Below are 25,348 nucleotides of genomic sequence, written 5' to 3'. Positions count from 1 at the left end.
TTCATATCGCAAATGTATACGCCGAAAACGATATAGAAATACAAAAAAGGGTATCCAATAATACAGATACCCTTTTTTAACCCTTTAAAACAGTGGATTTTTTAAATTATGACCGAAGATTTATAAAATTTGTCGGAGTATTGTGACGGAGTTTCTCCATACTTTTTCTGAAAGCATTTGCTAAAGTATTTCGGATTGTTGAAACCGACTTTATAACTGATTTCTGAAACGGTTAATTTGTTTTGTTCTAATAATTGAGCCGCACGTTTTAACCTGATTTCATGAATAAATTCATTTGGCGTGCAATTCGTCCAAGCTTTGATTTTTAGAAATAACATCGTTCGGCTTACGCCCAGTTCTGAACAGAAAAACGGAATATCAAATTGTTCGTTAGAAATGTTTTCTTCCACAATTTTAAATGCCTTTTTCAATAATTCTTCATCCAGAGAAGAAACCGTGATTTCTGACGGAATAAAACTATCCTCGCTTGAAAACTTGATTTTTAAACGTTCAGTCGTATTCAGAAGGTTTTTAACGCGAAGCCTGAATTCCATTAAATTGAATGGTTTACTGATGTAATCATCGGCACCGCTTTCCAGTCCTTCAAATTTATAAACCAATGAAGATCTGGAAGTCAGCAAAATTACCGGAATATGACTGGTTTTGATGTTCTCTTTGATTTTTGAACACAATTCAGTTCCCACCATTTCAGGCATAATAACGTCGCTGATAATTAAATTTGGAACAAACTTTAAAGCTTTTTCTAAAGCAATTTTACCATTTTCTGCTTCAGTAATGTTATAATCTTTTTTGAGAAGATTTTTCATGAACTTTCTCAAAACCTTATGATCTTCAACAATTAAAATAGTCTGCTTTTCTTCGTTTACAATTAAATCTTCGATGTCTTCATGTTCAGTAATTTCCGAAGGTTCTAATTGAGCTGCATATTGTTCAATATCATCACTGATTTTAAAATCAGGTATAATTTCGCTGTCAAGGAGATGTTCACGTCCAAGCGGTAATGTTACTTTAAAAATAACGCCTCCAGTGGTTTTGTTTGTAACGTCGATTTTCCCTTTATGCAGTTCCACAATGTTTTTTACAATCGAAAGCCCAATTCCGGTGCCTTTATTATAGTTTTTCTGAACTTGATTATGGGTTGGAACTTCAAAAAACAAATCAAAAATTTTATCGATATGTTCTTCTGAGATTCCTACTCCTGAATCTTCGACAGCAATAAACAGATTCTGCTGGTCGTGATTGATTTTAATTTTTATCGAGCCGCCTTTTGGAGTATATCTAAAAGCATTTGATATCAAATTGTAAAACACACGCTCGAGTTTGTAACGGTCAAAATAAACCAGAATTTCTTCGTTCTCAGTTTCAAAACTGTAATCGTAACCGCCGTCTTTGGCATATTCAATAAAAGACAAAAAGATTTCTTTGGTAAATTTTACAATATTTCCGTTTGCAGATTCCAGCGTAACCTGATGATTTTCCAGTTTTCTAAAATCCATTAAACGGTTAATCAGACTCAAAAGATGATTCGCGCTTCCTTCAATAACCAGAAGTTTTTTATACATTTCATTGGTTCCGTTATAATCGGCCAGAATTTGCTGTAACGGACCTAAAATAAGAGTTAAAGGCGTTCTGAATTCATGTGAAATATTAGTAAAGAAATCCAGTTTTAATTTGTTGTTTTCTTCAATTCGCTGCGTTTCCAGATATTCCAGTTCAAGTTTTTGTTTCAGTCTGGCTTTCGATTTCATAATCCAGATTAAACCGTATAAGCCCAAACCAATCACGATTCCGTATAATAAAAATGCCCAGATACTGCGCCACGGAGCCGGATTTACAATTACCGTTAAAGTGGTTGGAGTCTGATTCCATACTCCGTCATTATTTGCGCCGCGGACTTCAAATGTATAAGTTCCAGGATTTTGAATTGCAAAATTGGCTTCGCTGTTTTTAGTTGTCGTCCAGTTATTTTCTAAACCAGTTAAACGATAACTGTATTGGTTGTTTTTTGATCGAATGTAATTTGGAATCGCAAAACTAATCGAGAAATTCGCTTTGTCATAATCGAGAGTAATGGTGTTGGTAAAACCAATGCTCTGCTCTAAAATACCGTCTTTATCATGCGCATTTACGGTTTCATTTTTAATTTTTAAATTAGTAATTAAAACCTGAGGCGCATAATTGTTCAAGGAAATTTTGGTTGCATCAAAAAACGTTGCGCCCGAAGGACTCCCAAAATAAAATTGATTTGATCCTAATTTTAAAGCCGAATTATCATTAAATTCATTACTTGCCAAACCGTCTTTTTGGTCATAAATTACAACCGTCTTTTTAATTGTGCTGTATTTAATAATTCCCTGATTTGTACTGATCCAAAGGTTTTTCTCGTCATCTTCTAAAATAGAGTGGATAGAAGTAATGATGGTATTTCCGATTCTAAGATTGATTTGGCTGAATTTTTTCCCATCAAAATAATACAAACCTTTTGCTTTTGTTCCAACCCAGATTTTATTTTGAGAATCCTCAAACAAAGTCAGAATATCATCACCGGACAAAGAAGAATGGTTGTAAAAGAAATGCTGTATCGTATATTTTTTAGGATTGAAATTTCGAAGTGAAATACGATTCAAACCATTTTGTGTTCCCAGCCAGATTGAATTTTGTTTATCGATTAAAATACTGCGAACCATATTATTGGTCAGGAAAACGGGTTTAGTGTTGTCATTGCCAATAATCTCAAATGTTTTGTTCTCGGTATCGTAACGAATTAAGCCTTTTCCAAAAGTTCCAATCCATAAAATTTTATTTTCTGATTTAAGCGAATAAACACCGCTTTCCTTTAAAAATTCGGTTAAGTCAGGAGTAATTCTGTTGTCTTCAATTCGTTTCGAAACCGTATTGTAAGCTGATAATCCTTTTGAAAAAGTTCCAAACCATAAAATATAATCGTCAGAAAGACACATTGCTTTGATATCATTTTTATTGGTTTGTCCGGTTTTGCTGTTGATGTAGCTTACAGCTTCGGTATTTTTATTGAAAATCGTAATTCCGCCGCCTTCAGTTCCAAAATAAATATTCTGGTTTTTATCTGAAATAATAGAACTCACAACATCAAAACTCATCGGAATCTTTTTCGAGTTTTGATTGTAGTTAGAGAAATTTACGTTTGAAATATCCCAAAGGTTTACGCCTTTGTAATAACAGCCAATCCAGATCGACCCTTTTTTATCCATAAAAACCGACTTTACTTTGTCGATTCCGTTGTTGTTATTGGTATTGTTAATTTTCTGCAGACTTTTATCTTGTCCCAAAATATAAATTCCGTCGTAAGCTCCAATCCACAAAGAACCTTGGTTGTCAATTACTAATGAGCGGATATCAGTATTTATTTCGCGGTATTTTTCGGCTGATAAAAAAGAAACAAAAGATTTTTGTTTTTGATCAAATTTTAAAAGTCCTTTGTTTTTTGTTCCAACCCATAAACAGCCGTCTTTTTCTTCGATTACCGATTGTACGTTTAATAAATCAGACGCATTTAACGGATAATTTTTAAAACTTAATTTTCCGTTTTTTCGACTAGTTAACTGGCACAATCCTTTTGTTGTTCCAATCCAGACAGCTCCATTTTTTGTTTTTATAATGCTCAGAATATTATTGCTTGGAAGAGTAGAAGCATCATCATCTGAATGAAAAACTGAAGTAAACAATCCCGATTTTTTGTTGTAAATCGTTAGTCCTTTTGAAGTTCCAAACCACATTTCGCCGCCAATTTCCTTAATACTCCAAACAGCATTATTGCTTATTGTATGATTGGTTTTAGTATGAAGATATCTTGTAAAACGATTTGAAACAGGATCGTAACAGTTTAGCCCATTGTAAGTTCCTACCCAGATTTTTCCTGAGTTGTCTTCTTCAATGGCTAAAATATCATTGTTGCTGATTGAATATTTATTAGAAGCTTCATTCCTAAAAATAGTAAATCGGCTGCCATCGTATTTATTTAGACCATCGCGGGTTCCAAACCACATCTGCCCAAATTTATCCTGATGGATGGCAATAACAGAACTCTGCGAAAGTCCGTCTGTAGTAGAAAAGTTTTTAAGTCGGTATTTATTTTGGGAAAACAAATTCCCAGAAACAAAGACAAATAATAAAAGAGCTATTTTAAGTTTCATAGCACACAGATTTATGTTGTGAATTGAGTTTCTCGCAGAGTAGCAAAAGTTTTCTTTTTTAATTTTCCCATTGCGACTTAGCGGCTTTGCGAGATTAATTTTTAAACACATAGAAACATAGATTTTTCTTTTTATAAACAAGACTTTTAAAAAACTAGTTTTTCACACATAGCTTTCACGCAAAACCTATGATTTTTTATGCAAGTGAAACGCCTTTTTACGCTCTTAAAAGCTATGTTTCTATGTGTTTAAATTTATTTTTTCAAACGTTTATTTAATTGATAATCATACAGCGAAGGAATCTTCTCAATTGGCATGTTTAAAAATTCAATGTAGGGATCAATGTCGTATTTGATTTCAAATTTTGCATTTCCGTGAACACCAATAATTCTGGCTAAAGCGCCGTCTTTCATTCCGTACAATAAAACGGGTTTTGATGTATCTGGATTTTCAACCTGAACATTTAAATTCCAAAAAGTACTGAAAGGTCCGTGAGAAGGTTTCCAGTAATCAGCGCCTCCGCCGCCAAACAATGCGTAACTATTGTTTTTATTGGCTTTTACATGAACCGTAATATTATCAAATAAATTTTGATGATTGGCTCCAGAGTGCTGATCTAAAACAGGATCTGTAAATATTTCGCAGTTTTGATAGACATTTTTAGTAGCAAAAGTGTTGAAACTTAATGGGTGAACGGCTGAATTGTAAATTTTCAAATTCTTAACCAGAATATTATGCACACCGCCTAATGTTACTGTATAATGCGCTAAGTGCGGCCCATCTGTCGTAATATCCTGAATGGTAACGTTAGAAACTTCTTCAGCAAGAATGCCACTGTCGGCATTGGTGATTTTTACATCTTTAACCCAGCTGTTAAAAAGACGGGTCAGGAAAATACCGTTATTTCCGGGTTCAACATGATGTGCGACGCTGGGAATATCAGAAAACGTAAAACGAAGATGTTCGATTCCAACTTCATTTAAATGTTTCCATTCGACTAATTGCGCCTGATAACTTGGTTTTATTGAAATGGTTAAAGGTGTTTTTAAAGTAATTTTAGAGCCAGAGATTTTGGTTATTTCAACCTGCTGTCTCACGATAGGAAGTTTGGGAAATTTCCAATGATGTGAACCCGGTTTTACTTTAGCTCCCTGATATAGATCGTTGATGATTTCGCCATTTTCGCCGTCTTTATTAAACAATTGCAATTCGACAACGTCGCCGGCTTTTAATCCTTTTACATCAGAAACCGTAATAATATGTTCGCCTATTTTTCCTGAACTCACTTTCGCCAACGGACTGGATTCTGGTTCATATTTATCTAAATACGATTTTACACGTTCACCCGGAACCTGCGTCCAGATAAAACCTCCTGACCATGCATATTGTGAAAAAGGAAGATCAATATTGTTTTCTGGTTCGCGTTGTCTTTTATCAAAAGTGGTTAAGTATTCGCGAAGTTCAGCCAAAACTTCAGAATCTTTAAGATACATCATGGGCCTTGGACAGTAAATTTCGGTTCCGTTTTCGTTAGAACCAGCGCCTCGAAGTACAAAATTGCTTCGTTCGATATACAAAATATCGCTTAGAATAATTCGTCCTGCCGGCAATTGCAGAATTACATTTCCTTCAACAGCATTTGCTGCTTTAAAGGCTTTTAAAAGTGCTTTTGAATCGTCTAATTCGTCATTGGCTTTTACTCCAAAATCTGCTGCGTTAATAATTTTTCCGGCAGTTTCAGGAATTGGGCTTTCGCCGAAATGATAGCCTGCATAGCTAAAATCCGGAAGATAATTAGTTTTGGGTGAAGTAATAATTTTTGGTATTTCCTGCGCCAATATGGTATTCATAAAAAAGCCACAGGAGATAATAATGGCTTGGCGAATCATGGTTTGTGGTTTTGTGGTTAGTTAGTTTTTTGTTTGATTTTGCCACCAAGGCGCTAAGGCACGAAGTTTTTTTAGCCACAGATTAAAAGGATTAAAAAGATTTTTGTTTCACGCTCCCGATAGCTATCGGGAGCGTGAAACAAAAAAATAAAAAACTTCGTGCCTTAGCGCCTTGGTGTCAAAACCAATTATAAAGATCGTTTGATCCCTAATTCCAGTCCGCGCAGTTCTGCCAGTCCTCTTAAACGACCGATAGCAGAATAACCCGGATTTGTTTTTTTCTTTAAATCATCCAGCATTTGGTGTCCGTGATCCGGACGCATTGGTAATTTGCTGTTATTTCTTTTTTCGACTTCAAGAATTGCTTTTACAACTTCGTACATATCAACATCGCCTTCCAAGTGATTGGCTTCGTAAAAGCTTCCTTCTTCATCGCGTTGTGTACTTCTTAAATGGATGAAATTCATTTTATCGCCATGACGTCTTACAATTCCCGGTAAATCATTATCGGCACGAACACCGTAAGAACCTGTACACATTGTAAACCCGTTTGATTTAGATGGAGCAGCGTTCATTAACTCGATCAAATCTTCTTCGGTGCTTACAACTCTTGGCAGGCCTAAAATTGGGTAAGGAGGATCATCTGGATGAATTGCCATCAAAACACCTTTGCTTTCTGCAACCGGAATAATTTCTTTTAAAAAATGAAAAAGATTATTCTTTAAAGCCTGTCTGTCAATATGATTGTAAGCACTTAAGGTTATTAAGAAATCTTCTACCGTATACGCTTCTTCGGCACCCGGAAGTCCGGCAAGAATGTTTTGCTGCAATTTAACTTTATCTTCGGCAGTCATCGCCTCAAAATAGCTTCTTGCTTTTTGTTTTTGTTCATCAGAATATTCGTTTTCTGCGCCTGGTCTTTTTAAAATGAACAATTCAAAAGCTGCAAATGCATTTATATCAAAACGAAGTGCTTTTGATCCGTCTTCAACAGTATAGGATAAATCGGTTCTTGACCAGTCTAAAACAGGCATGAAATTATAACACACACATTTGATACCGCATAAAGCCAGATTACGAATGCTTTCTTTATAATTTTCAATGTATTGAATGTAATTTCCAGTCTGTTTTTTAATGTCTTCATGAACCGGAATACTTTCTACAACTGACCACGTTAATCCCGAAGCACCTTTTTTAGGATCGCCGTCCTGATGTTCGATTTCAACTTTTCTTTTGATAATTTCATCAATACTCCAAACTTCTCCGTTTGGAATATGGTGTAAAGCTGTTACAATTCCGGTTGCTCCGGTTTGTGCAATATCTTGTAAAGAAACAGGATCATTTGGTCCGAACCATCTTAATGTTTGTTCCATTGTGTATTATGTTGTTTTGTGAGTTAGTTTTTAGATACTTGTTGCAGCAAAACCGCCGTCAACTTTTAAGATAGTTCCTGTTACGAATTTTGACATATCGCTGCATAAAAACAAAAGTGCACCATCAATATCTTCTGGAGTTCCAAATCTTCCCATTGGCGTGTGATCGATGATTTTTTCACCTCTTGGAGTTAATTTTCCTTCCGGAGTTAATAATAAAGCACGATTTTGTTCTCCAATGAAAAAACCTGGTGAAATAGCGTTTACACGAATTCCTTCACCATATTTTTGGGCTAATTCAACTGCCATCCATTGCGTGAAATTATCAATCGCCGCTTTTGAAGCCGAATAACCTACAACTCTCGTTAAAGGCCTTTGTGCCGAAGCCGATGAAATGTTGATGATATTTCCTTGTTTTTGTTTAGCAAATAACTCTGCAAAAACCTGAGTAGGAAGCATGGTTCCAATGATATTCAAATCGATTACTTTTTGTAAATCATCGCTTTTCATATCATAAACTGCCTGATCCGGCTGGATAGTCGCTCCCGGCATATTTCCGCCGGCTGCGTTAATCAAAATATCAAGACGTCCGTATTTTTCAACAATAAAATCTCTTACTTTTTCTACTTCTTCTTTATTTAAAACATTGGCCTGAACCGCAAAACCTTGTCCGCCGTTTGCTTCAAGAGTTTTTACAGTGCTTTCGGCTTTTTCAAGTGACTGCGAAACGATTCCCACAATAACGCCTTGTTTTGCTAATACATTTGCAAAATTGCTTCCTAAAACTCCGGCACCTCCCGTAATCAGAGCAATTTTTCCTTTTAAATTGAATATTGAATCCATTTTTAGTTTAAATTTTCAATACTTTAAAATCCCAAATTCCAATTTGGAAAATAAAGTATGGTTATGGTTTAGTTTACTATTTAAATTTTTACTTTAAAAACAAGTTTTTTCAGAAAACCTTCGCCAATCATGGCTGCGTGAACATCTTCTGGATATAAAATCGCAAATTGTTTTTCCTGAAGCTCAAAAAACATATCTGGTTTATCATGAAAAAAACGAACGTCTTTTTCATCGCTGTAATCTCCATTTGGGCTTATGCATTTTTCTCTTGGTTTCCATGCAAAAGTTTCCGGACCTTGTATTGAAATCTGAATGTCAATGTTTTTGTCATGGCATTCAAATCCTTTTATACTTTCTTCTCTCGAACTTCCGTCGCCGTGTATTACGATTAATTTTAAACCTTCGGTTATTTCAATAACGCCGGCTTCAAGACTGGCGATATCGGTTTGGTTTACATATTCAAAAGCTTTTTGAAAATTTGGATGCAGTCTGTAGTATTTTGCTGCATTATGTACTGAATCTATTATCATTTGGTTTAAGTTTATCTTGATTATTAAGGCGTATTTTGAATAAAGAATACAAAAAAATAAAATTATTTTTACAATTTGTGTAATTTTACGTGTACGCACACGGTATTTTACAAATGTATGTAAATTGTGATGTAAAACAACTTATTTTTGCTAAAAAAATATAATTTTACAAAGGAGCTTTTATTATTTTAACTTAAAAAGAATCAATATCATAACAATTAAAAAAATAGCCGAATTGGCAAATGTTTCTCCCGGAACTATTGACAGGATTATTCATAAACGCGGACAGGTGGCTCAGGAAACTGTAGACAAGGTTAATGCGATAATTGAAGAGTTTGGTTATAAGCGAAATATCCTGGCTAGTAATCTGGCTTTAAACAAAAAATTTCATTTTGCGGTTTTTCTTCCTAAGTCCGAAACTTTGGAATATTGGCAGAGCCAGACGGACGGAATCGAAAAAGCAGCTTTGGAATTTGGTAAATTCGGTATTGTATTGGATTATTTTTTTTACGATTATAATCTGGCTTCTTTTAAGGAATCTGTCAAAAAAGTGATGGAATTTGACTGCGACGGTTTGTTGTTTGCGCCTATTTTTTATGAAGATTCGGTTCGGTTTTTAAAAGAATACGAAAGCAAAAACATTCCGATTGTAATGATCGATTCGAATATTTCTGAAGAAAATGAACATGCTTATGTTGGTCAAAATGCTTTTCAGAGTGGTTATTTAGCCGGAAGACTCATCAGCTTTGCCGTTAAAAATGAAAGGCATGTTTTGATTTTTAAAATTACCCGCGAAATCGAAAGTACATCAGTTTATCAGCAGAGAATTAAAGGATTTTATTCGTATTTTAAAGATCATGATGAATTGACGAATTTTAATTTTTCAGAATTCACTTTAAAAGATTCCGGAATCGACCAGCTGAATCTTGAAATGTTTTCTGGGGTAAACAGCATTTTTGTACCCAATTCGCGAGCGTATATTGTGGCCGAATTTTTAGAAAAGAACAACATAAAAGGTGTTCGAATTATTGGTTTTGATTTGCTTAAAGAAAATATTGAATACCTAAATAAAGGCGTTATTGATTTCTTAATTAACCAAAGACCCGAAGATCAGGGGTATATGGGAATTAATTATTTGTATAAAAAACTGGTGCTGCAGGAAGATACAGAACGCACAAATTATATTCCGCTGGAGATTATTTTAAAAGAAAATTATTTTCCTGCTAAGAAGTGATTTAATTTAGCTCACAGATTTTACGGATTAAGCAGGTTTATTTTAAATGGATCTGCGTCAATCCGTTTCATCCGTAAAATCCGCAGGCTAAATAATTATCATAGCCCGTGGTTTCAACCAGGGGAACACAATAATAGGTATAATTTACATTGCGCCCAATGGTTGAAACCATTGGCTATGTTCAATTTCAGAAGGGAAATCTTAGTTTCTTAGCAAATTAGTGGCAATGATTATTATTTCTTAATCTTCACAATCAATGGATTGTTGATTTTTTCTGCAAAAGAACTTAGATATTTTTCCCATTCTTGTTTGGTTTGAAACAGACTTCCTTTTTTCCATCCAAAACCAACATAATAGATGGCTTTATTGTTTTTAACAGCAATGTTTCCGTAAAGATTGCTTAAATCTTTTTCATTTGTTACATGATGGTCAAAACTCAGCAAAGTGTTTTTTGAAGCCACTAAACCAGTTCCTATTTCAGAATCATCAATAGGTTCCCAATAGCTTAACCAGCCTTCTTTTAAATTAGTTCCAATTGTTCCTTTTTTATCATGAAGAGTTAATCCGGCTGCAATTTCCTTAGTTCCTGTAATATTGATTTCAAAGCGGGAAAGCTGGCTTCCGTAATCTAAGCTTATTAGTTTTGATTCGGTTATTTTATTTCCTTTGGCGTCCCAGTCAGCATAAGTTAAAATAAAACTCGTTCTAATTGGACCGGTTGTAATTGTTTTCCAGCTTATGAAATTTTTCGAGAAATAATACTTTTCGTCAGCTTTTACCGCAATTCCGCCCACACCACGGCTGTCTCCAACATGAAAATTATCCAGACCTTCACCAGTATCTTTATGATACGTTCCTGTTCCGTTAGCGGCTTTTTCGTACCACTTGTTGATAATTGGATAATCGACTCTTTTCAGCCAGGCATCAATACCGCTTGTTAAAGTACCTCCGGGAATTTTATCTTCGACCATTTTTTGAGCCACAGGACCATAAGTTCTAAAAGCGACTTTGTTGTTTTCCCAGGCATAATCGTCTGTACGTTCCGGAACAAAGCGCGAATAGCAGTTAATTTCTTTTGAAGGTGAAGGATTCGCACCAGCTAAAACTTCAAAATCTTGTTTAGAAGATGCTTTGATCTTTGGCTGAAACAACAAAACATCTGCCGTTCCGTCTCCGTCATTGTCTACAGTCTGGGTTTCTAAAAATGAATTACTGCCCAGATCTTTAACAGCATAATTTTCAAGTTTTGAATCGGCTGTTAATCCAAGATTTTTTTTTGTTAGTTCTACAGTTTCAAATTCTCTGTCAGTTTTTAAATTATTGCTGATCGTAATAATTTTATTTTGAGACTGAACCGTAAAAGTTCCTGCCAGAATTGCGATTGATAAAAAATGTTTTTTCACAATATGAATATTTTAAATTTCTGCTTTTTTTTATTTCATAAAAATACGAATCTAAAAGATTGTTTAAATCCATAAATAGGGTAATAATGTACAAGTGTTTGATAATGAATTTTATATAAATGTTTTTTTTAACAGATTATGATTCTTTTCTTTACATTTAATGAATCAATTTTAATACTCTAAAAAGATGAAAAAGAGATATTTATCAATGGTTATTTTTCTTTTGGTTTTTATCAATTCCTGGGCACAGCTAAAAAGTTCAGACGAGTTGAAAGAAAAACTAAAAAAGGTAAACAGCCAGATTGCCGATTCTTTCTTGCGGAAAGATTTTAGTGCTATTACCAATTTGTATGATGATAATGAACCGGCTTGTATGCCTGAATATCATAAAGCTTTGTATACAAAAGAAGATATTAAATCCTATTATCAGCAATGGCTTTCAAAATTTACAATCAATAGTTATAAAAGAGATATCTACGAAATTCAACAAATAGGCAATTATGCCGTCGAAATAGGGACTTTTAATATTCATTCAACAAATCAAAACGGTGCTGTTTTGGTTTATGATGGAAAATATCTGAATGTATGGAAGGTTGAGAAAAATGGAAAACTCATTCTGGAGTCAGAAATCTGGGGAGCGAATAAAGCGATTGACGGTTCTAATTTTGCCTCTATAAAAACGAAAGAAAGTGAAATGCCAAAACCTAAAATAAATAAAACTTTAGAAACCGAAGTGGGTAAACGAAATGAACGCATCGCCGAATTGGTCTCGAAAAGAGAAGGTGAAAAACACGCTGTAGAATTTTTTACAAAAGATGCCATATATCTTACTTATGATGCACCAATGTTTGTTGGAATAGAAAACATTAAGCCTTATTTTGAAGAACATGAAAAGCCAAATGGAGTTTCGATTGATTCAATATCTATTAAGGCAGGAAAAATGATCCCCATTAATAATTTTGTTATTGAATACGGTTATTATTATGTAGATGTTTCCTGGGACAATAAAAAGGGAAGGGCCATTGTAACGGGAAAAAGCACCAACGTTTGGAAAAGAGATGAAAATGGCGTTTTAATGTTGTTCCGTCAGATGGTAAATCATAACTAAATAGTTAAGATTGAAAAAGAATGACGATATTTATACAGTAAGATTAAAAAATAAACAGCAATTGTATGAAACAGAGCGCCGGAATATTAGCATATAAATTTGTAGATAAAACCATTTTTTTCTTTTTGGTTCATCCGGGCGGTCCGTTTTGGAAAAATAAAGATTTAGAAAGCTGGTCAATTCCAAAAGGAGAATTTACTATTGAAGAAGATCCGTTAGAAGCTGCTAAACGAGAATTTGAGGAAGAAACCGGTTTTAAAGTCGATGGAGATTTTATTAAACTCGAATATGTAAAATTGAAGTCGGGTAAAATGGTTCATGCATGGGCTGTCGAATTTGAACTCGATGAATCTTTGATTAAAAGCAATGATTTTGAAATGGAATGGCCTCCAAAATCCGGTAAACTTCAAAGTTTTCCCGAAGTAGACAAAGGTGAATGGTTTCAAAGTGCGGAAGCCATAAAGAAAATAAATCCCGCACAGGCTGATTTTATTGTTCAGATGGTTTCTAAAATTTCGTCTTCACTTTAAATCACAATAACAGCTTTGCAAAATAATTTTTGTACTTTCCATTTTGGTTTACTGCTTATGTTATAAAGTGGTTCTAAAAAGTAAATTAAAAATTATGAATGTAAAATGTATTATTTTCGATTGTGACGGAGTTTTGGTTGATACTGAGAAAATTGGCAACGGAATACTGCTGGCAATGGCTCAGGAACACGGATTCGAAATGGAACTCGAAGATGCATACCGATATTTTAACGGCCGAAATTTAAAAGATTGTTTTCGTCATATTGAAGAAGCAATTGACCAGAAACTGCCTGAAAATTTTGAAACAGAATATCGCGAGAAAAGTTTTGAAGCTTTTAAAACACAGGTAAAACCCATGAAAGGTATTGAAGATTTTATTGTGAAATTAAAAATTCCGTATTGTGTGGCATCAAGCGGACCTGTCGAAAAAATCCGTTTGAATCTAGAAGTGTCGGGATTGATCGACAAATTCGAAAATAAAATATTCAGTTCGTATCAAATTGGCAGCTGGAAACCAGAACCTGGAATTTTTCTGCATGCCGCTCAGCAAATGGGTTTTGATGTAAAAGACTGCATTGTAATAGAAGACAGTAAAGCAGGAGTAAAGGCAGGTGTGAGCGGAGGTTTTAAAGTGTACGGTTTTGTTAATGGTTTTAATAACGAAGATTTAGAAGAAGAAGGAGCCATTTTATTTGACAGCTACGAAGAATTGAGTAAAATGCTGTCAATTTAATTTTAGAAAATAATCTATAAAAAAAGCTGTCCTTTTTGGGGACAGCTTTACATTAGTTGTGCTGTAGTTTAATAATTAATTTATTTTAACCAAATGAGCTTCAATTGCTGCTCTCTGTGGTTCGTATTGTGCCGGAAGTTTTAAGTTTTGGCCTAATTCTTCTAAGCTTTCGTCTACTGTAAATCCAGGATTATCGGTAGCGATTTCAAATAAAACGCCTCCCGGTTCTCTAAAATATAGAGAGTGGAAATACTGTCTGTCAATTTGTGGTGTAATAGACAATCCGTATGCTTCGACTTTTTCACGGAAGTGCATTAATATTTCATCATTTTTTACACGAAAAGCTACGTGGTGAACAGTTCCGTTGGCATTTAAACCGCGTTTTTCATCAGCTAATTCTACCAAGTCAACAATAGCAGCATTTTCTACAGCATCTGTTGCATAACGGTAACGGTTTACGTCCTGATCGATCAATTTGTAACCAAATATTTCAGTTAAAACCGCTGCTGTTGGTTTAATATCGTTTAAAGTCAAAGTAATGTTATGAAAACCTTTAGTTGCCACATCAGCTTTTACTTCGTCAGTTTCCCAGGCTTTTCTGTTATCATCCGTTTTAGATTCGATTAACTCTAACTTTAATCCGTCCGGATCTAAGAAAGTCAGGTATTTTTCTCCAAATTTTTCAGCAGGTTTATTGTAAATCACATTATACTGCTCAAAACGTTTCTGCCAGAAATCAAGACTTCCTTTTGGAACAGAATAACCAATTTCTGTAGCCATTCCAGAACCTTTTCTGCCTTGCTGGATTCCTTCTCCCCAAGGGAAAAAAGTTAAAATAGTTCCTGCGCTTCCCACTTCGTCGCCAAAGTAAAAATGGTATGTTCCCGGATCGTCAAAATTCACTGTTTTTTTGATGAATCTTAATCCTAATATTTTTGAATAAAAGTTAAAGTTGCGTTTAGCGTCACCTGCAATTGCAGTAATATGGTGTAAGCCTAAAATTTTATTTTCCATGGTATTTTTTATATTAAATTGTTGTTTGATTTTTCTTTTACAAATTTACGTCTACTCTGTCTGTTAATCGATTAACCTAGATTAAGAAAGAACTGAGGACAATATTTTACCGCTGTTTTTTAGTTTTTGTCTCCAGCGGCAATAGTTTTAAAACAGGGAATAGAAATGTATTCTGAAAGCAGTAAAATCTGCTGTCAGTGTTTTTTTGCTGTGACTAAAAACTAATCACAGCAGATTATAAGATGTTGATGAATTTATAATTTGATAAATATTGACTTCCTTAGTTTAGGTTCAATATTTTTTGTTTTGTGTCCTTTTCCTGTAGTGTCTTCTACTAATAGAATTGAACCGGTATCGAATGTTCTTTTTCCTCCTAATGAAGTTTCAATTTCTACACCGCCTTCCAGTAAAACAATATACTGGCGGTCTGGTGCATTATGAAAATCGTAATCATAAGAAGGGCTGACTTCTCTAAAAACGATAGATTTTACGGGTTCGTCATCAGATAAAAATCCGATATTGCCGTTGTTTTTTAACGGAACTTCAAAGTCTTCAAAATGACTTTCTCCATTTGCATCGCTGTAAACGCGAGTTATCGTAATCATTACTTTTTATTGAAAATTAATGCATTGGCACAATTTATTTCATCCTGACTAATGGTGTGTCCCATATTTGGGTAGATTTTTTTAGTAACATCTGCGCCCAATTTTGTCATCAAGGCTTCGGTATCATTTACTCTTTCTACGGGAACATGAAAATCAGGATCACTTGTTCCTATAAAAACAGGCGTATTTTCGAAGTTTCCTGAATAATGATTTTCATAAACCTGATCACCAATTAATCCGCCTGTAAAAGCAACGATTCCGCCATATTTTGAGGCATTTCGTGCTGTAAATTCCAAAGCAAGACAAGCACCCTGCGAAAATCCTAAGAAGTAGATGTTTTCTTTCTCGATTCCGTTTTGCTGCACCGCTACTACAATCTGATGAATTGCTTCTAATGATTTTGAAAAAGAGGGTTCATTTTCGTTTAAAGGTGCTAAAAACGAATACGGATACCACGTTCTGTTTTCTGCCTGAGGCGCAACCAGTGCAAAATCGTCAACCTTAAGATGTCTGGCAATCGAAAGGATATCATGAGCACCGGCACCACGGCCGTGAATCATAATTAAAGCTTTTTTAGCTTCATTTAAAGGTACACCGTCTGTTAAAATTTCTGTGTTCATACTATTCTGTTTTTAAGATTGTTTCTGCCAGATATCTTCATATTCATCCGGATGTCTTTTAAATTGAGCGTGAACGTAAGGACAAAGGGGTAAAACTTTTAAATTATTGGCACGAACATAAGAAACCATTTCTTCTAAAAGTTTCTTAGCATAACCTTTTCCTTCACCTTCGGGCTCAACTCCTGTATGGTAAACTGTCAGCAGGCCGGGTTTAATGCTTACTGTCATTTCGCCTAATTTTTTATCATCAACATACAAATTAAAACTGCCGTGTTTTTTTTCGTTTAATTCTAATTTTATTGTTTCCATAGTATTTGAATGTGTGCTTGTTTGTAATTTTTAAGAGAAAATCAAACTGCCTGTACACATAATTCTTTACAGGCAGTCTGTATTGATTTATTTTATAAAAGCCAGAATATCGTTGTTGATTGTTTCAGCATTTATAGTCGGCATACCGTGAGAGAATCCCGGATAAGAAATTAATTTTCCGTTTTTCAATAGTTTTGCCGCTCTTGGTGCCTGTGCATAAGGTACGATTTGATCGTCTTCACCGTGTAACACAAGTACTGGAATATCTAAACTTTTTAAATCTTCTGTAAAATCTGATTCAGAAAAGGCTTTAATTCCTTCATAATGTGCTAAAACAGACCCCATCATTCCCTGACGCCACCAGTTGTGTTTAATACCTTCCTGAACAGTTTGTCCTTCACGGTTCCAGCCGTAAAATGCGGTAGGGAAATCGTAAAAATACTGTGCTCTGTTAAAACCTGTTCCCTGTCTGATTTCATCAAAAACTGACAATGGCACACCTTCAGGATTAGACTCGTTTTGAATCATTATTGGTGTTACTGCGCTTATGATTACTGCTTTTGCAATACGTCCTTTTCCGTATTTTGCTGCGTAACGAATTACTTCACCGCCTCCAGTTGAATGACCAACGTGAATAGCATCTTTTAAATTTAAAGCTTCAGTTAATTCAGCAATGTCAGATGCATAAGTTTCCATGTTGTTTCCTTCAGAACTCTGGCCAGAACGTCCGTGTCCGCGGCGATCGTGTGCAATAACTCTGTATCCTTTTTGAAGAAAAAACATCATTTGTGCATCCCAGTCATCGCTTGATAACGGCCATCCGTGATGAAAAACAATTGGCTGTCCAGTTCCCCAATCCTTGTAATAAATTTCTGTTCCGTCGTTTACTGCAAATGTGCTCATGATTTTAAGTTTTTAAGATTACTATTATTTGTTATTTTGATTTTAAATTCTAATTAAATTTTTCTTTTTAACATTTAACTTCCTCGATGTTTAATGTTGTTATGATTATGATGCAAATTTATTACAGCGATAAATGTTTATCGATTAACCTAGATTAAGAAGTAAAAAATGCTTTAAAATTTTTGTTTTTTGTAATGAGTAAGTTACTCGTTCGTTTGTTTTTAATTTATTGATTTTAAGATTTGTATAATAAATTTAAAGCTTTTTTATTTATAAATCTTTTTTAATTGTGTTACGATTGAATTACTTTTTATCTTAATAATTGTATTTAATACGTTTTTCAGGCTTTGTCTAAATGAAAAAAATTGAGGAAGGTTTGAGGTTTTAATTATTGGTTTTTAGTATTCTTAATAACTAATGCAATTTGTTACATTAAAATAAATTTTTATATATTTGAATTTCGACATTCATTTTTTTAATCTATTAATAATGCTGAATTGTTAATTGAGATGAAGTAAAACTGAATTTTTTGCATAGAGAATGACTTTTCCCAAAGAGGCATTTTTTAAAGCTGTGATTCCCAAAAATCACAAACTAACCTACAGACAGAAACAAAATGACGAAATTTATAATTAGATTTTTAGTTTTATTAGTATCACTTATTTCTCCGGTTGTTATTTCTCAAATTAAAAAAATCGGTGTTCCGTTTATTACCAGCTATAGTCCCAAAACCTATAAAGCGGCTTCAGAAAACTGGGATGTTATTCAGGATTCAAAAGGCATGATGTTTTTTGCCAATCATTTTGGAATTATGCAGTTTGACGGTGTTCGATGGAGTATTATCACGCAGCCAGAGAACCGCAGTATGGTTCGCTCTCTTGCTATTGATAAAGATGATAAAATGTACGCAGGCGCACAGGGCGATTTTGGTTATGTTATTCAATTATCAAACGGTCAATATAGATATACATCTTTAGTAAAACTGCTTCCTGCTTCGGCTGGAAACTTTGGAGATGTTGTTCACACTGTTATTCGAGATAATGAAGTCATTTTTTTTTCTCATGAAGCTATTTTTATCTACAAAAACAATAAAATCAAGGTTTTAAAGTCAAAATATAATTTTGATGATTTTTTTGAAACTGGTGATGAAATCTATGTTTCTGATAATGACAAAGGATTACTGCAGTTAAAAAACGATACTTTATTTCCGTTTCCAGACGGACAGAAGTTTGCCGGAATGAAGATTAGAAAGATTTTTAAAACCCCAAAAGGTCTTTTATTGTTTACCCAAAAAGAAGGTCTTTTTTTATATACCGATAAGCAGATAAAACCTTTTGTAACGGAAGCAGATTATTTGCTGAAGCAGAATCAGATTTCAACCGGGATTCAATTTTCAGATGGTTATTTCGGAATTGGGACACGTCAGTCCGGTTTGATAGTTATAGATAGTGAAGGACATTTAATTCAGCATATCAATAAACAAATTGGACTTCAAAATGATTATGTAACTAGTTTTAAAGTTGATAGAGAAGGAAACTTATGGGTAATGCTCAAAGAGGGAATTTCACTCATTCAGATTTCTTCGCCGTTGTCGAGAGTTTTAGATTCTTCAAATTCTGAAACCAAAATATACTGCAGCCAGATTTATCAAAATAAATTGTATATAGCGACAGATAATGGTTTGTTCTGGCTTGACTGGGAGGCGTATAAAAACGGAAAACGGGATAATATTCATTTTCAGCATATTCAAGGAATGTCTGAAAATGTTTGGAATATCGGCGTTTTTGGAAATTCGCTTTTGGCTTTTGAAAAAAACGGAATTTTTGAAGTTTCAGGAAATTCAGCCAGAATTTTGGCAAAAATAGACGGCGCATGGCAGGGAATTCTTGTTCCCAATCATCCTGATTTACTGCTTGCAGGCGGTTATACCGGATTGTATCTTTTAAAAAATATAAACGGCAGCTGGGTGTATCAGCATAAATTAAAAGGATTTGAAGAAAGCAGTCGTGTCATAGAAACCGATGCAAATAATGCCATATGGATTGCTCACGGTTACAAAGGCATTTTTAAAATTAAACTTAATGAGACATTTGATGCAGTTTCTGATGTTCAGTTTTATAATCAAAAAAATGGTTTTCCTTCCAGCTTGTTTCTTAATACTTTTAAAATCGATAATCAAATTCTTTTTGGAACAACTAAAGGCGTTTATAAGCAGAATCCTGTTTCAAAGAAAATGTTACCGGATCCGGTTTTCAAAAAATATCTTGGACTTGAAAATCATATCCGCCTTTTGAAACAAGACAGTCAAAAGAATATCTGGTACATTTCTGGAGAAAATACAGGAAAAATGACCAAAAAAGTGAATAATACGTTTGATGTTGAAGAACTGCCTTTTAGAAAGCTTCGTTATTTGTATGTTCCGGGTTTTGAGAATATTCAGACTACTGCCGGAGGAGATGTGTTTTTTGGAACACAGGATGGTTTAATTCATTACAATGCAGTTAAAAACAAAAAGTATCAAACCAAATATAAGGCGGTAATTTCTGAAGTAAAATGTATTATTCCAAAAGACAGTCTCCTGTTTTCAAGCCGATACGATGTGCTCCCTAACAAAAACAAATCTGTTGATGACAAATTATCAGCCATTTTATCTTATGAGAATAATGCCCTGCATTTTTCTTTTGCCTCACTTTTTTATGATGAAGCCGAAGCTACGAAATACGAATACTGGCTGGAAGGTTTTGAACCAAAATGGTCTGACTGCAGTCTTCAGACAGAAAAAGAATATACTAACCTTCCTGAAAATGAATATGTTTTTCATGTAAGGGCAAAAAACATTTATGATGTGGTAAGTGAAGAAGCTGTTTTTCGTTTTGAAATCTTACCGCCTTGGTACAGAACGATCTGGGCTTATATTTTGTATTTTTTGCTTTATAGTGTAGTGATTTATCTCATCATTAAATACCAGAAAACACTTGCCGGAAGACAGCGCCAGCAGTTAATTCAGGATCAGGAAAAGGAACTGCTAAGAAGCCGTGCTGAACTAAACGAACAGAAACTGACACTGGAACAGGAAAACATGGCTATTGTACGTGAAAATCTCGAAGCAACGATTAATCTAAAAAATGCTAAAGTAGCTTCCAGTACCGTAAACCTCATTCATTTAAATGAAATCCTGCTTTCTATAAAAGAACTTATCAGCCAGATTGATAAGAAAAATGAACCGAATGTAAACTTTAGTCTGTTAACCAAAATAAACAAATTAATCGATCACGAGTTGCAGGGAGATAAGCAGTGGAATGAGTTTGAAGAAATCTTTAACCAGCTTCATGATAATTTTATGCAGAGGCTGAAACAGAGTTATCCGGAACTAACACCTCGTGATATGCGTTTGTGCGCTTATCTGCGAATGAACTTTAATACAAAAGAAATTGCACCGCTTTTAGGAATTTCTGTTCGTGGTGTTGAAGATACCAGATACCGTATTCGTAAAAAATTACAGCTTCCGTCTGATACCAACATAACAGAATTTATTCTTAATTTCTAGATTATTATTATTTAAACACATAGAAACTTAGTTTTACTTTGTCTACAGAAAAGGCGTTTCAATAGTTAAAATGCACATAGCTATTTGTGAAAGCGAGCTTTTTTTATACTCTAAAATAAGAAGTAAGAAGAAAATCTATGTTTCTATGTATTTAGAATTTTTCACGCCTTTAAAATCTCCTGTATCTTTTTTTGCAGCCTTTACGATTAAGAATAACTTCTAAAAAACGGGATTATATCTCGTAAGTAATATCCTAAGTAGTTTTACGCTTTTTTTCTTCAATTTTTTTAAATCACCGTAGTCAAACCGTACTCAAAAATGTAAGTCTAGCCTGATTTATTTGTTAATATTGTCGGATTATTATTAAGATAATAACCTGTTTACTGCAAAATGGGTTTTATTACGGTAATAAACTTTACTAACAAAAAACTAAAAAAAATGAATCAAAATGACTCTTTTTTCGGCCGACCACCGAAAAACAATTTCTCTTATTTCAAATTTTTGGCTGTGGCAGTATTTGTATTGCTTCCGTTTTTAAAAGTTCAGGCACAATGTAAAACTTTGGTCTGGTCTGATGAATTTAACGGTACTACAGTCGACTTAACCAAATGGCAGAGTATTTCAGGAAACGGCTGTCCTTCACTCTGCGGATTCGGAAATGCTGAGGCTCAGCGTTACGATCCAAATCAGGCTACAATTGTAAAAGAAGGAACGAACAGTTACTTAAACATTGAGGCTAAATACCAGCCCAGCGGATCATTTCCAGATCAGCCTTATGCTTCTTCAAAATTAACTACAGAAGGAAAATATTCGCTTAAATACGGAAGGGTTGAAGCCCGTATGAAATTATCAAACGGACAAGGTGCCTGGCCGGCATTCTGGATGCTTCCTGTTAACGGAAACTGGCCTTATACGGGTGAAATTGATATCATGGAAGCCAAACACAGAAACCCGCAGTCGGTAGATGGAACTATTCATTATGACGGAAATGGTTATCATTTTACTGGCAGAAGTTACAGTTCTCCAACAGATTTGTCTACTGATTTTCATGTTTATGCTGTAGAATGGGGACCAAATTTTATTAAATGGTTTGTAGATGATGTTTTGTTTCATACCGCTACTCCAAATACGACTGTAAATGGCGGATGGCCTTTTAACGATAGTCAGTTTTATATTATTTTGAATTTGGCTGTGGGTAGCGCAGGAACGCCTTATACAAGCGTTAATGGAGCAGGAGTTCCTCCAGTTCCGGGTGATTTCCCTGCAAAACTTCAGGTAGATTACGTTCGTGTTTATGACGGAAGTTACAAATACGGCGTTGCCGGAGATGCAAAAGTATATCAAAACGAAACAAGTAAAACCTATTCAATAATCGCTATTGCAGGAGCGGCATATAACTGGACAGTTCCTGCGGGAGCATCCATAACTTCTGGACAGGGAACTAATTCTATAACGGTAAATTGGGGAACAGCAGGCGGAGATGTTTCGGTAACTGCTACAACTTCAGGCTGTACTGCAAATACGTATAAACTGGCTGTAACAACAGAACCTGCCATTCCTGTAGAAAAAATACATGAAGATTTTCAAAGTAATAGAAATGTATTGTATCCTGTAAAAACCGGAGTTTTGACAGAAGCTGTTGCGAATCCTTCTGCAACAGGAATTAATACATCGGCTTTGGTAGGAAGATATGTTCGTAATTCTAGCGAATTGTACGATGTTTTGAATATTAGAAACGTAACGATCACAAACGCCAACGATTATGTTTACGGAAGAAAAAGACTTTCTTTTGATATTTATACTTCGGCGCCTGTTGGAACTAAAATTTCGATGCAGTTAGAAAACAGCAACGTAACAACAGCAACAAATTATCCATCAGGAAGACATAGTGGTTTTAAAGCGACAACAACAGTTCAGAATAAATGGGAAACCATAGAATTTGAATTCGAAAAAATCATTGATCCAAATACAAGTGCTTTGACAATTAATAATGTTGTACTGCTTTTTGAATCCAATTCAAACTCTGGGGCAGCGTATTATTTCGATAATTTATTGACAAAAGCAGTACCAGAAAAACCAATTGCTGCCACAGATGTTTTGCAGAATTACGACGGCATCAATAAAATTATAAAAGGAACTACAACGGGAACTTATTCTGTTGTGGCAAATCCGGGTTCAAATTCAGTTAACTCGTCGGCAAATGTGGCGAAATACGTCCGAAATGTAACAGAGCAGTACGATGTACTTTTCTTTAATACACAAACTTCTATTGAAGATGCCGGTTTATTCAAAAACCAAACCAACAAAATCCTGATAGATGTTTACACGACAGCTCCCGTTGGAACGGTTGTAAGCATGAATTTTGAAAACAGCGCAGCTTCGCTTCCTGCAAATTATCCAACAGGAAGAAATAGTAATTATGTCGCTATTACAACAAAACAGAATCAATGGGAAACCTTGACTTTTTATTACAATTCAAGTCCGGATGCAGGAACTTCAAATTTAGCAGTTAACCAAATGGTTTTATTGTTTAATTCAGGTTCTTATACAAACGATACATATTATTTTGATAATATCAGAATTGCATCAACAAAACTGCCGGATACTTTTACGCCGGGCGTTGTTTATGAAGATTACCAAAACACGCACAATATTACTTTTAGAGATGCTATTGGAACCTACACTGCAAATGTGGCTAATCCAAGTGCAGGCGGTATCAACACTTCATCAAACGTTGGAAGATATGTTCGTAAGTCAACAGAATTGTATGATAACTTCTCATTTAATACGACTTTAAACAACATTGGTGATTTTAAAGCCGGAACTAAAAAGTTTGCGATGGATGTCTATACATCGGCTCCGGTTGGATCAATTATTTCATGGCAGGCAGAAAGCAGTGCTTCAATTCCGTCTAATTATCCAGTAGGGAGACATAGTATTTATCAGGGAGTTGTAAAACAAACCAACACCTGGCACACGATTACGTTTACGTATGTAAGCACGCCGGATGCCTCGACAGCAGATAATGATGTAAACCGTTTTGTTTTCTTGTTTGAGCCGGGAACCAATTCTGGAAACACGTATTATTTTGATAATTTAAGAGCTTTAAATTTAGTTTCTACAGAAACTCCGGCAGGATTGCCTTCTCCTTGGATCAGTACAGATTTAGGAGCGGTAACACCAGCCGGAGAAGCGACACATGCCAGTGGAACTTTTACAATTAAAGGTTCAGGAACAGATATTTGGGAAACCAGCGATCAGTTTCAATATGTAAATCAGCCAATTACTGGCGATGCTGAAATTATTGCCAAAGTAAATTCGCTTACCAATACAAATACGTATGCAAAAGCGGGAGTAATGTTTCGTGAAACACTTACACCAACTTCTAAACACGTAATGACCGATGCAAGCGCAGCTGCAGGAATTGAGTTTTTATCTCGTAATGCAACTTCGGGAGTAACTACAGCTGAGGTAGTAACCGGCGCAGCTCCAAAATGGGTTCGTCTGGTAAGATCTGGAAATACATTTACGTCTTATTCATCTGACAATGGAACTACCTGGACGCAGGTTGGCACGCCAAAAACAATTACAATGGCAAATACCATTTATGCAGGAATGGCAGTTACGTCTCATGCAAATGGAACTTTAGCAACTGGAGTTTTCAGTGATGTAATTGTTCGAAACATTACTTCAAACCCAAATGTAAATTTAGCTTTAGGTAAAACAGCAACGGCTTCTACAGAAGAAAATCCAACATTATCTGCGGGTAAAGCTACAGATGGTGACGGAACAGTATCAAGATGGGCAAGCTCTTTTGCCAATGCAACAGAATGGATTTACGTGGATTTAGGAAGTAATTACAACCTTAATCGTGTAGTATTAAAATGGGAAGCGGCTTATGCAGCGCAATATAAAGTACAGCTTTCTACAGATAATGTTTTCACAGAAAATGAAACTATAAACACGCAGACTGCCAGCGATGGAGGAACAGATGATTTAACAGTAAGCGGAACCGGAAGATACCTTCGTATTTTATGTACAGCAAAAGCTCTGGCTCCTTACGGTTATTCATTATATGAAATCGAAGCATACGGATCGGCTTCAACGGCTAAAAAAGCCAATATTGTCGAAGAAACTCAGGCAGAAAATACCGCTTTTGCTGTGTATCCAAACCCTGCTGGTAATTACATTCAGGTTTCACTTCCTGAAAATTTAGACAATAAAATCATAACAATTTACGACAATTCAGGAACGCTGATGCTTCAAAATAAACCCGAAGCAAATGCCAGTGAAAGTGTAATTGATTTAAGCAGACTGACAAAAGGAATTTACATTTTGAATTTCAAATCAGATCAAAAAAGCTGGACCAAAAAACTGATCAAGCAATAATTTAAAAATCCGTTGGGTGTAATTCATTTTAAAGTAACCCCCAATTCAAAAAGCTGGAATAAAACTTAAAAGGATAGCACCGCGAATTGCACCAGACGGATTGTTTAAAGTCATTTTTTAGAAGA

At 34.9% G+C, this 25,348-nt stretch carries 17 protein-coding genes; 6 read left to right on the top strand and 11 right to left on the bottom strand.

Features of this window, described 5'->3' with window-relative positions; translation table 11 throughout:
• Positions 1–101: 101 nt before the first annotated feature.
• From PQ462_RS14475 to PQ462_RS14455, 5 genes are all read right to left on the bottom strand, one after another.
• Complete coding sequence (locus PQ462_RS14475) at positions 102–4,193, bottom strand: two-component regulator propeller domain-containing protein (RefSeq protein WP_274250513.1); 4,092 nt, start codon at positions 4,191–4,193, stop codon at positions 102–104.
• Between the two features lie 254 nt (positions 4,194–4,447).
• Positions 4,448–6,082, bottom strand: coding sequence for a hypothetical protein (locus PQ462_RS14470; RefSeq protein ID WP_274250512.1), 1,635 nt, complete (start codon positions 6,080–6,082; stop codon positions 4,448–4,450).
• 188 nt (positions 6,083–6,270) lie between these two features.
• Positions 6,271–7,455 carry a mannonate dehydratase gene (uxuA, locus tag PQ462_RS14465; RefSeq protein WP_274250511.1) on the bottom strand — a complete coding sequence of 395 codons (1,185 nt, stop codon included), beginning with the start codon at positions 7,453–7,455 and terminating at the stop codon, positions 6,271–6,273.
• A 30-nt stretch (positions 7,456–7,485) separates the two neighbouring features.
• The gene (locus PQ462_RS14460) at positions 7,486–8,298 is read right to left on the bottom strand and encodes an SDR family oxidoreductase (protein ID WP_012026164.1); all 813 of its coding nucleotides are present in this window, start codon (positions 8,296–8,298) and stop codon (positions 7,486–7,488) included.
• 80 nt (positions 8,299–8,378) lie between these two features.
• The gene (locus PQ462_RS14455; protein ID WP_274250510.1) at positions 8,379–8,828 is read right to left on the bottom strand and encodes a YhcH/YjgK/YiaL family protein; all 450 of its coding nucleotides are present in this window, start codon (positions 8,826–8,828) and stop codon (positions 8,379–8,381) included.
• Positions 8,829–8,988: 160 nt separating this feature from the next.
• Between PQ462_RS14455 and PQ462_RS14450 the strand changes: the two genes are divergently transcribed.
• On the top strand, positions 8,989–10,062 hold the full coding sequence (locus PQ462_RS14450) for a substrate-binding domain-containing protein (protein WP_337992977.1): 1,074 nt from the start codon (positions 8,989–8,991) through the stop codon (positions 10,060–10,062).
• Positions 10,063–10,295: 233 nt separating this feature from the next.
• Here PQ462_RS14450 and PQ462_RS14445 read toward each other — a convergent pair whose 3' ends face one another.
• Complete coding sequence (locus PQ462_RS14445; RefSeq protein ID WP_274250509.1) at positions 10,296–11,465, bottom strand: DUF4861 family protein; 1,170 nt, start codon at positions 11,463–11,465, stop codon at positions 10,296–10,298.
• A gap of 187 nt (positions 11,466–11,652) precedes the next feature.
• Between PQ462_RS14445 and PQ462_RS14440 the strand changes: the two genes are divergently transcribed.
• From PQ462_RS14440 to PQ462_RS14430, 3 genes are all read left to right on the top strand, one after another.
• Positions 11,653–12,573 (top strand): nuclear transport factor 2 family protein, encoded by a 921-nt coding sequence (locus PQ462_RS14440; RefSeq protein WP_274250508.1) that lies wholly within the window; start codon positions 11,653–11,655, stop codon positions 12,571–12,573.
• 65 nt (positions 12,574–12,638) lie between these two features.
• The gene (locus PQ462_RS14435) at positions 12,639–13,103 is read left to right on the top strand and encodes an NUDIX hydrolase (RefSeq protein ID WP_274250507.1); all 465 of its coding nucleotides are present in this window, start codon (positions 12,639–12,641) and stop codon (positions 13,101–13,103) included.
• 94 nt (positions 13,104–13,197) lie between these two features.
• Entirely contained in the window at positions 13,198–13,836 is a 639-nt protein-coding gene (locus PQ462_RS14430; protein ID WP_274250506.1) for an HAD family hydrolase, read from the top strand.
• 75 nt (positions 13,837–13,911) lie between these two features.
• On the opposite strand, the gene PQ462_RS14425 is transcribed toward PQ462_RS14430, so the two are convergent.
• The 5 genes from PQ462_RS14425 to PQ462_RS14405 all read right to left on the bottom strand — a co-directional run bounded on the left by PQ462_RS14425 (position 13,912) and on the right by PQ462_RS14405 (position 17,287).
• A complete protein-coding gene (locus PQ462_RS14425) occupies positions 13,912–14,850 on the bottom strand; it encodes a ring-cleaving dioxygenase (protein ID WP_274250505.1) in 939 nt (312 codons plus the stop codon).
• Between the two features lie 254 nt (positions 14,851–15,104).
• Entirely contained in the window at positions 15,105–15,455 is a 351-nt protein-coding gene (locus PQ462_RS14420; protein WP_274250504.1) for a hypothetical protein, read from the bottom strand.
• A complete protein-coding gene (locus tag PQ462_RS14415; protein ID WP_274250503.1) occupies positions 15,455–16,075 on the bottom strand; it encodes an alpha/beta hydrolase in 621 nt (206 codons plus the stop codon). Before PQ462_RS14415 ends, PQ462_RS14420 begins: the two co-directional genes overlap by 1 nt.
• Before the next feature lie 12 nt (positions 16,076–16,087).
• Positions 16,088–16,384, bottom strand: coding sequence for a GNAT family N-acetyltransferase (locus tag PQ462_RS14410; protein ID WP_274250502.1), 297 nt, complete (start codon positions 16,382–16,384; stop codon positions 16,088–16,090).
• Between the two features lie 87 nt (positions 16,385–16,471).
• A complete protein-coding gene (locus PQ462_RS14405; protein ID WP_012026153.1) occupies positions 16,472–17,287 on the bottom strand; it encodes an alpha/beta fold hydrolase in 816 nt (271 codons plus the stop codon).
• 616 nt (positions 17,288–17,903) lie between these two features.
• Here PQ462_RS14405 and PQ462_RS14400 point away from each other — a divergent pair.
• Both PQ462_RS14400 and PQ462_RS14395 read left to right on the top strand, forming a co-directional pair.
• On the top strand, positions 17,904–20,834 hold the full coding sequence (locus tag PQ462_RS14400; protein ID WP_274250501.1) for a triple tyrosine motif-containing protein: 2,931 nt from the start codon (positions 17,904–17,906) through the stop codon (positions 20,832–20,834).
• Positions 20,835–21,272: 438 nt separating this feature from the next.
• Positions 21,273–25,223 carry a family 16 glycosylhydrolase gene (locus PQ462_RS14395; protein WP_274250500.1) on the top strand — a complete coding sequence of 1,317 codons (3,951 nt, stop codon included), beginning with the start codon at positions 21,273–21,275 and terminating at the stop codon, positions 25,221–25,223.
• Positions 25,224–25,348 lie beyond the last annotated feature (125 nt).

The sequence above is a fragment of the Flavobacterium sp. KACC 22758 genome (genome assembly GCF_028736135.1).
In the GTDB taxonomy this organism is placed as follows: Bacteria; Bacteroidota; Bacteroidia; order Flavobacteriales; family Flavobacteriaceae; genus Flavobacterium; species Flavobacterium johnsoniae.
Note: the sequence above shows the minus strand (reverse complement) of the source record. Positions and strands in the feature narration are given on the sequence as shown.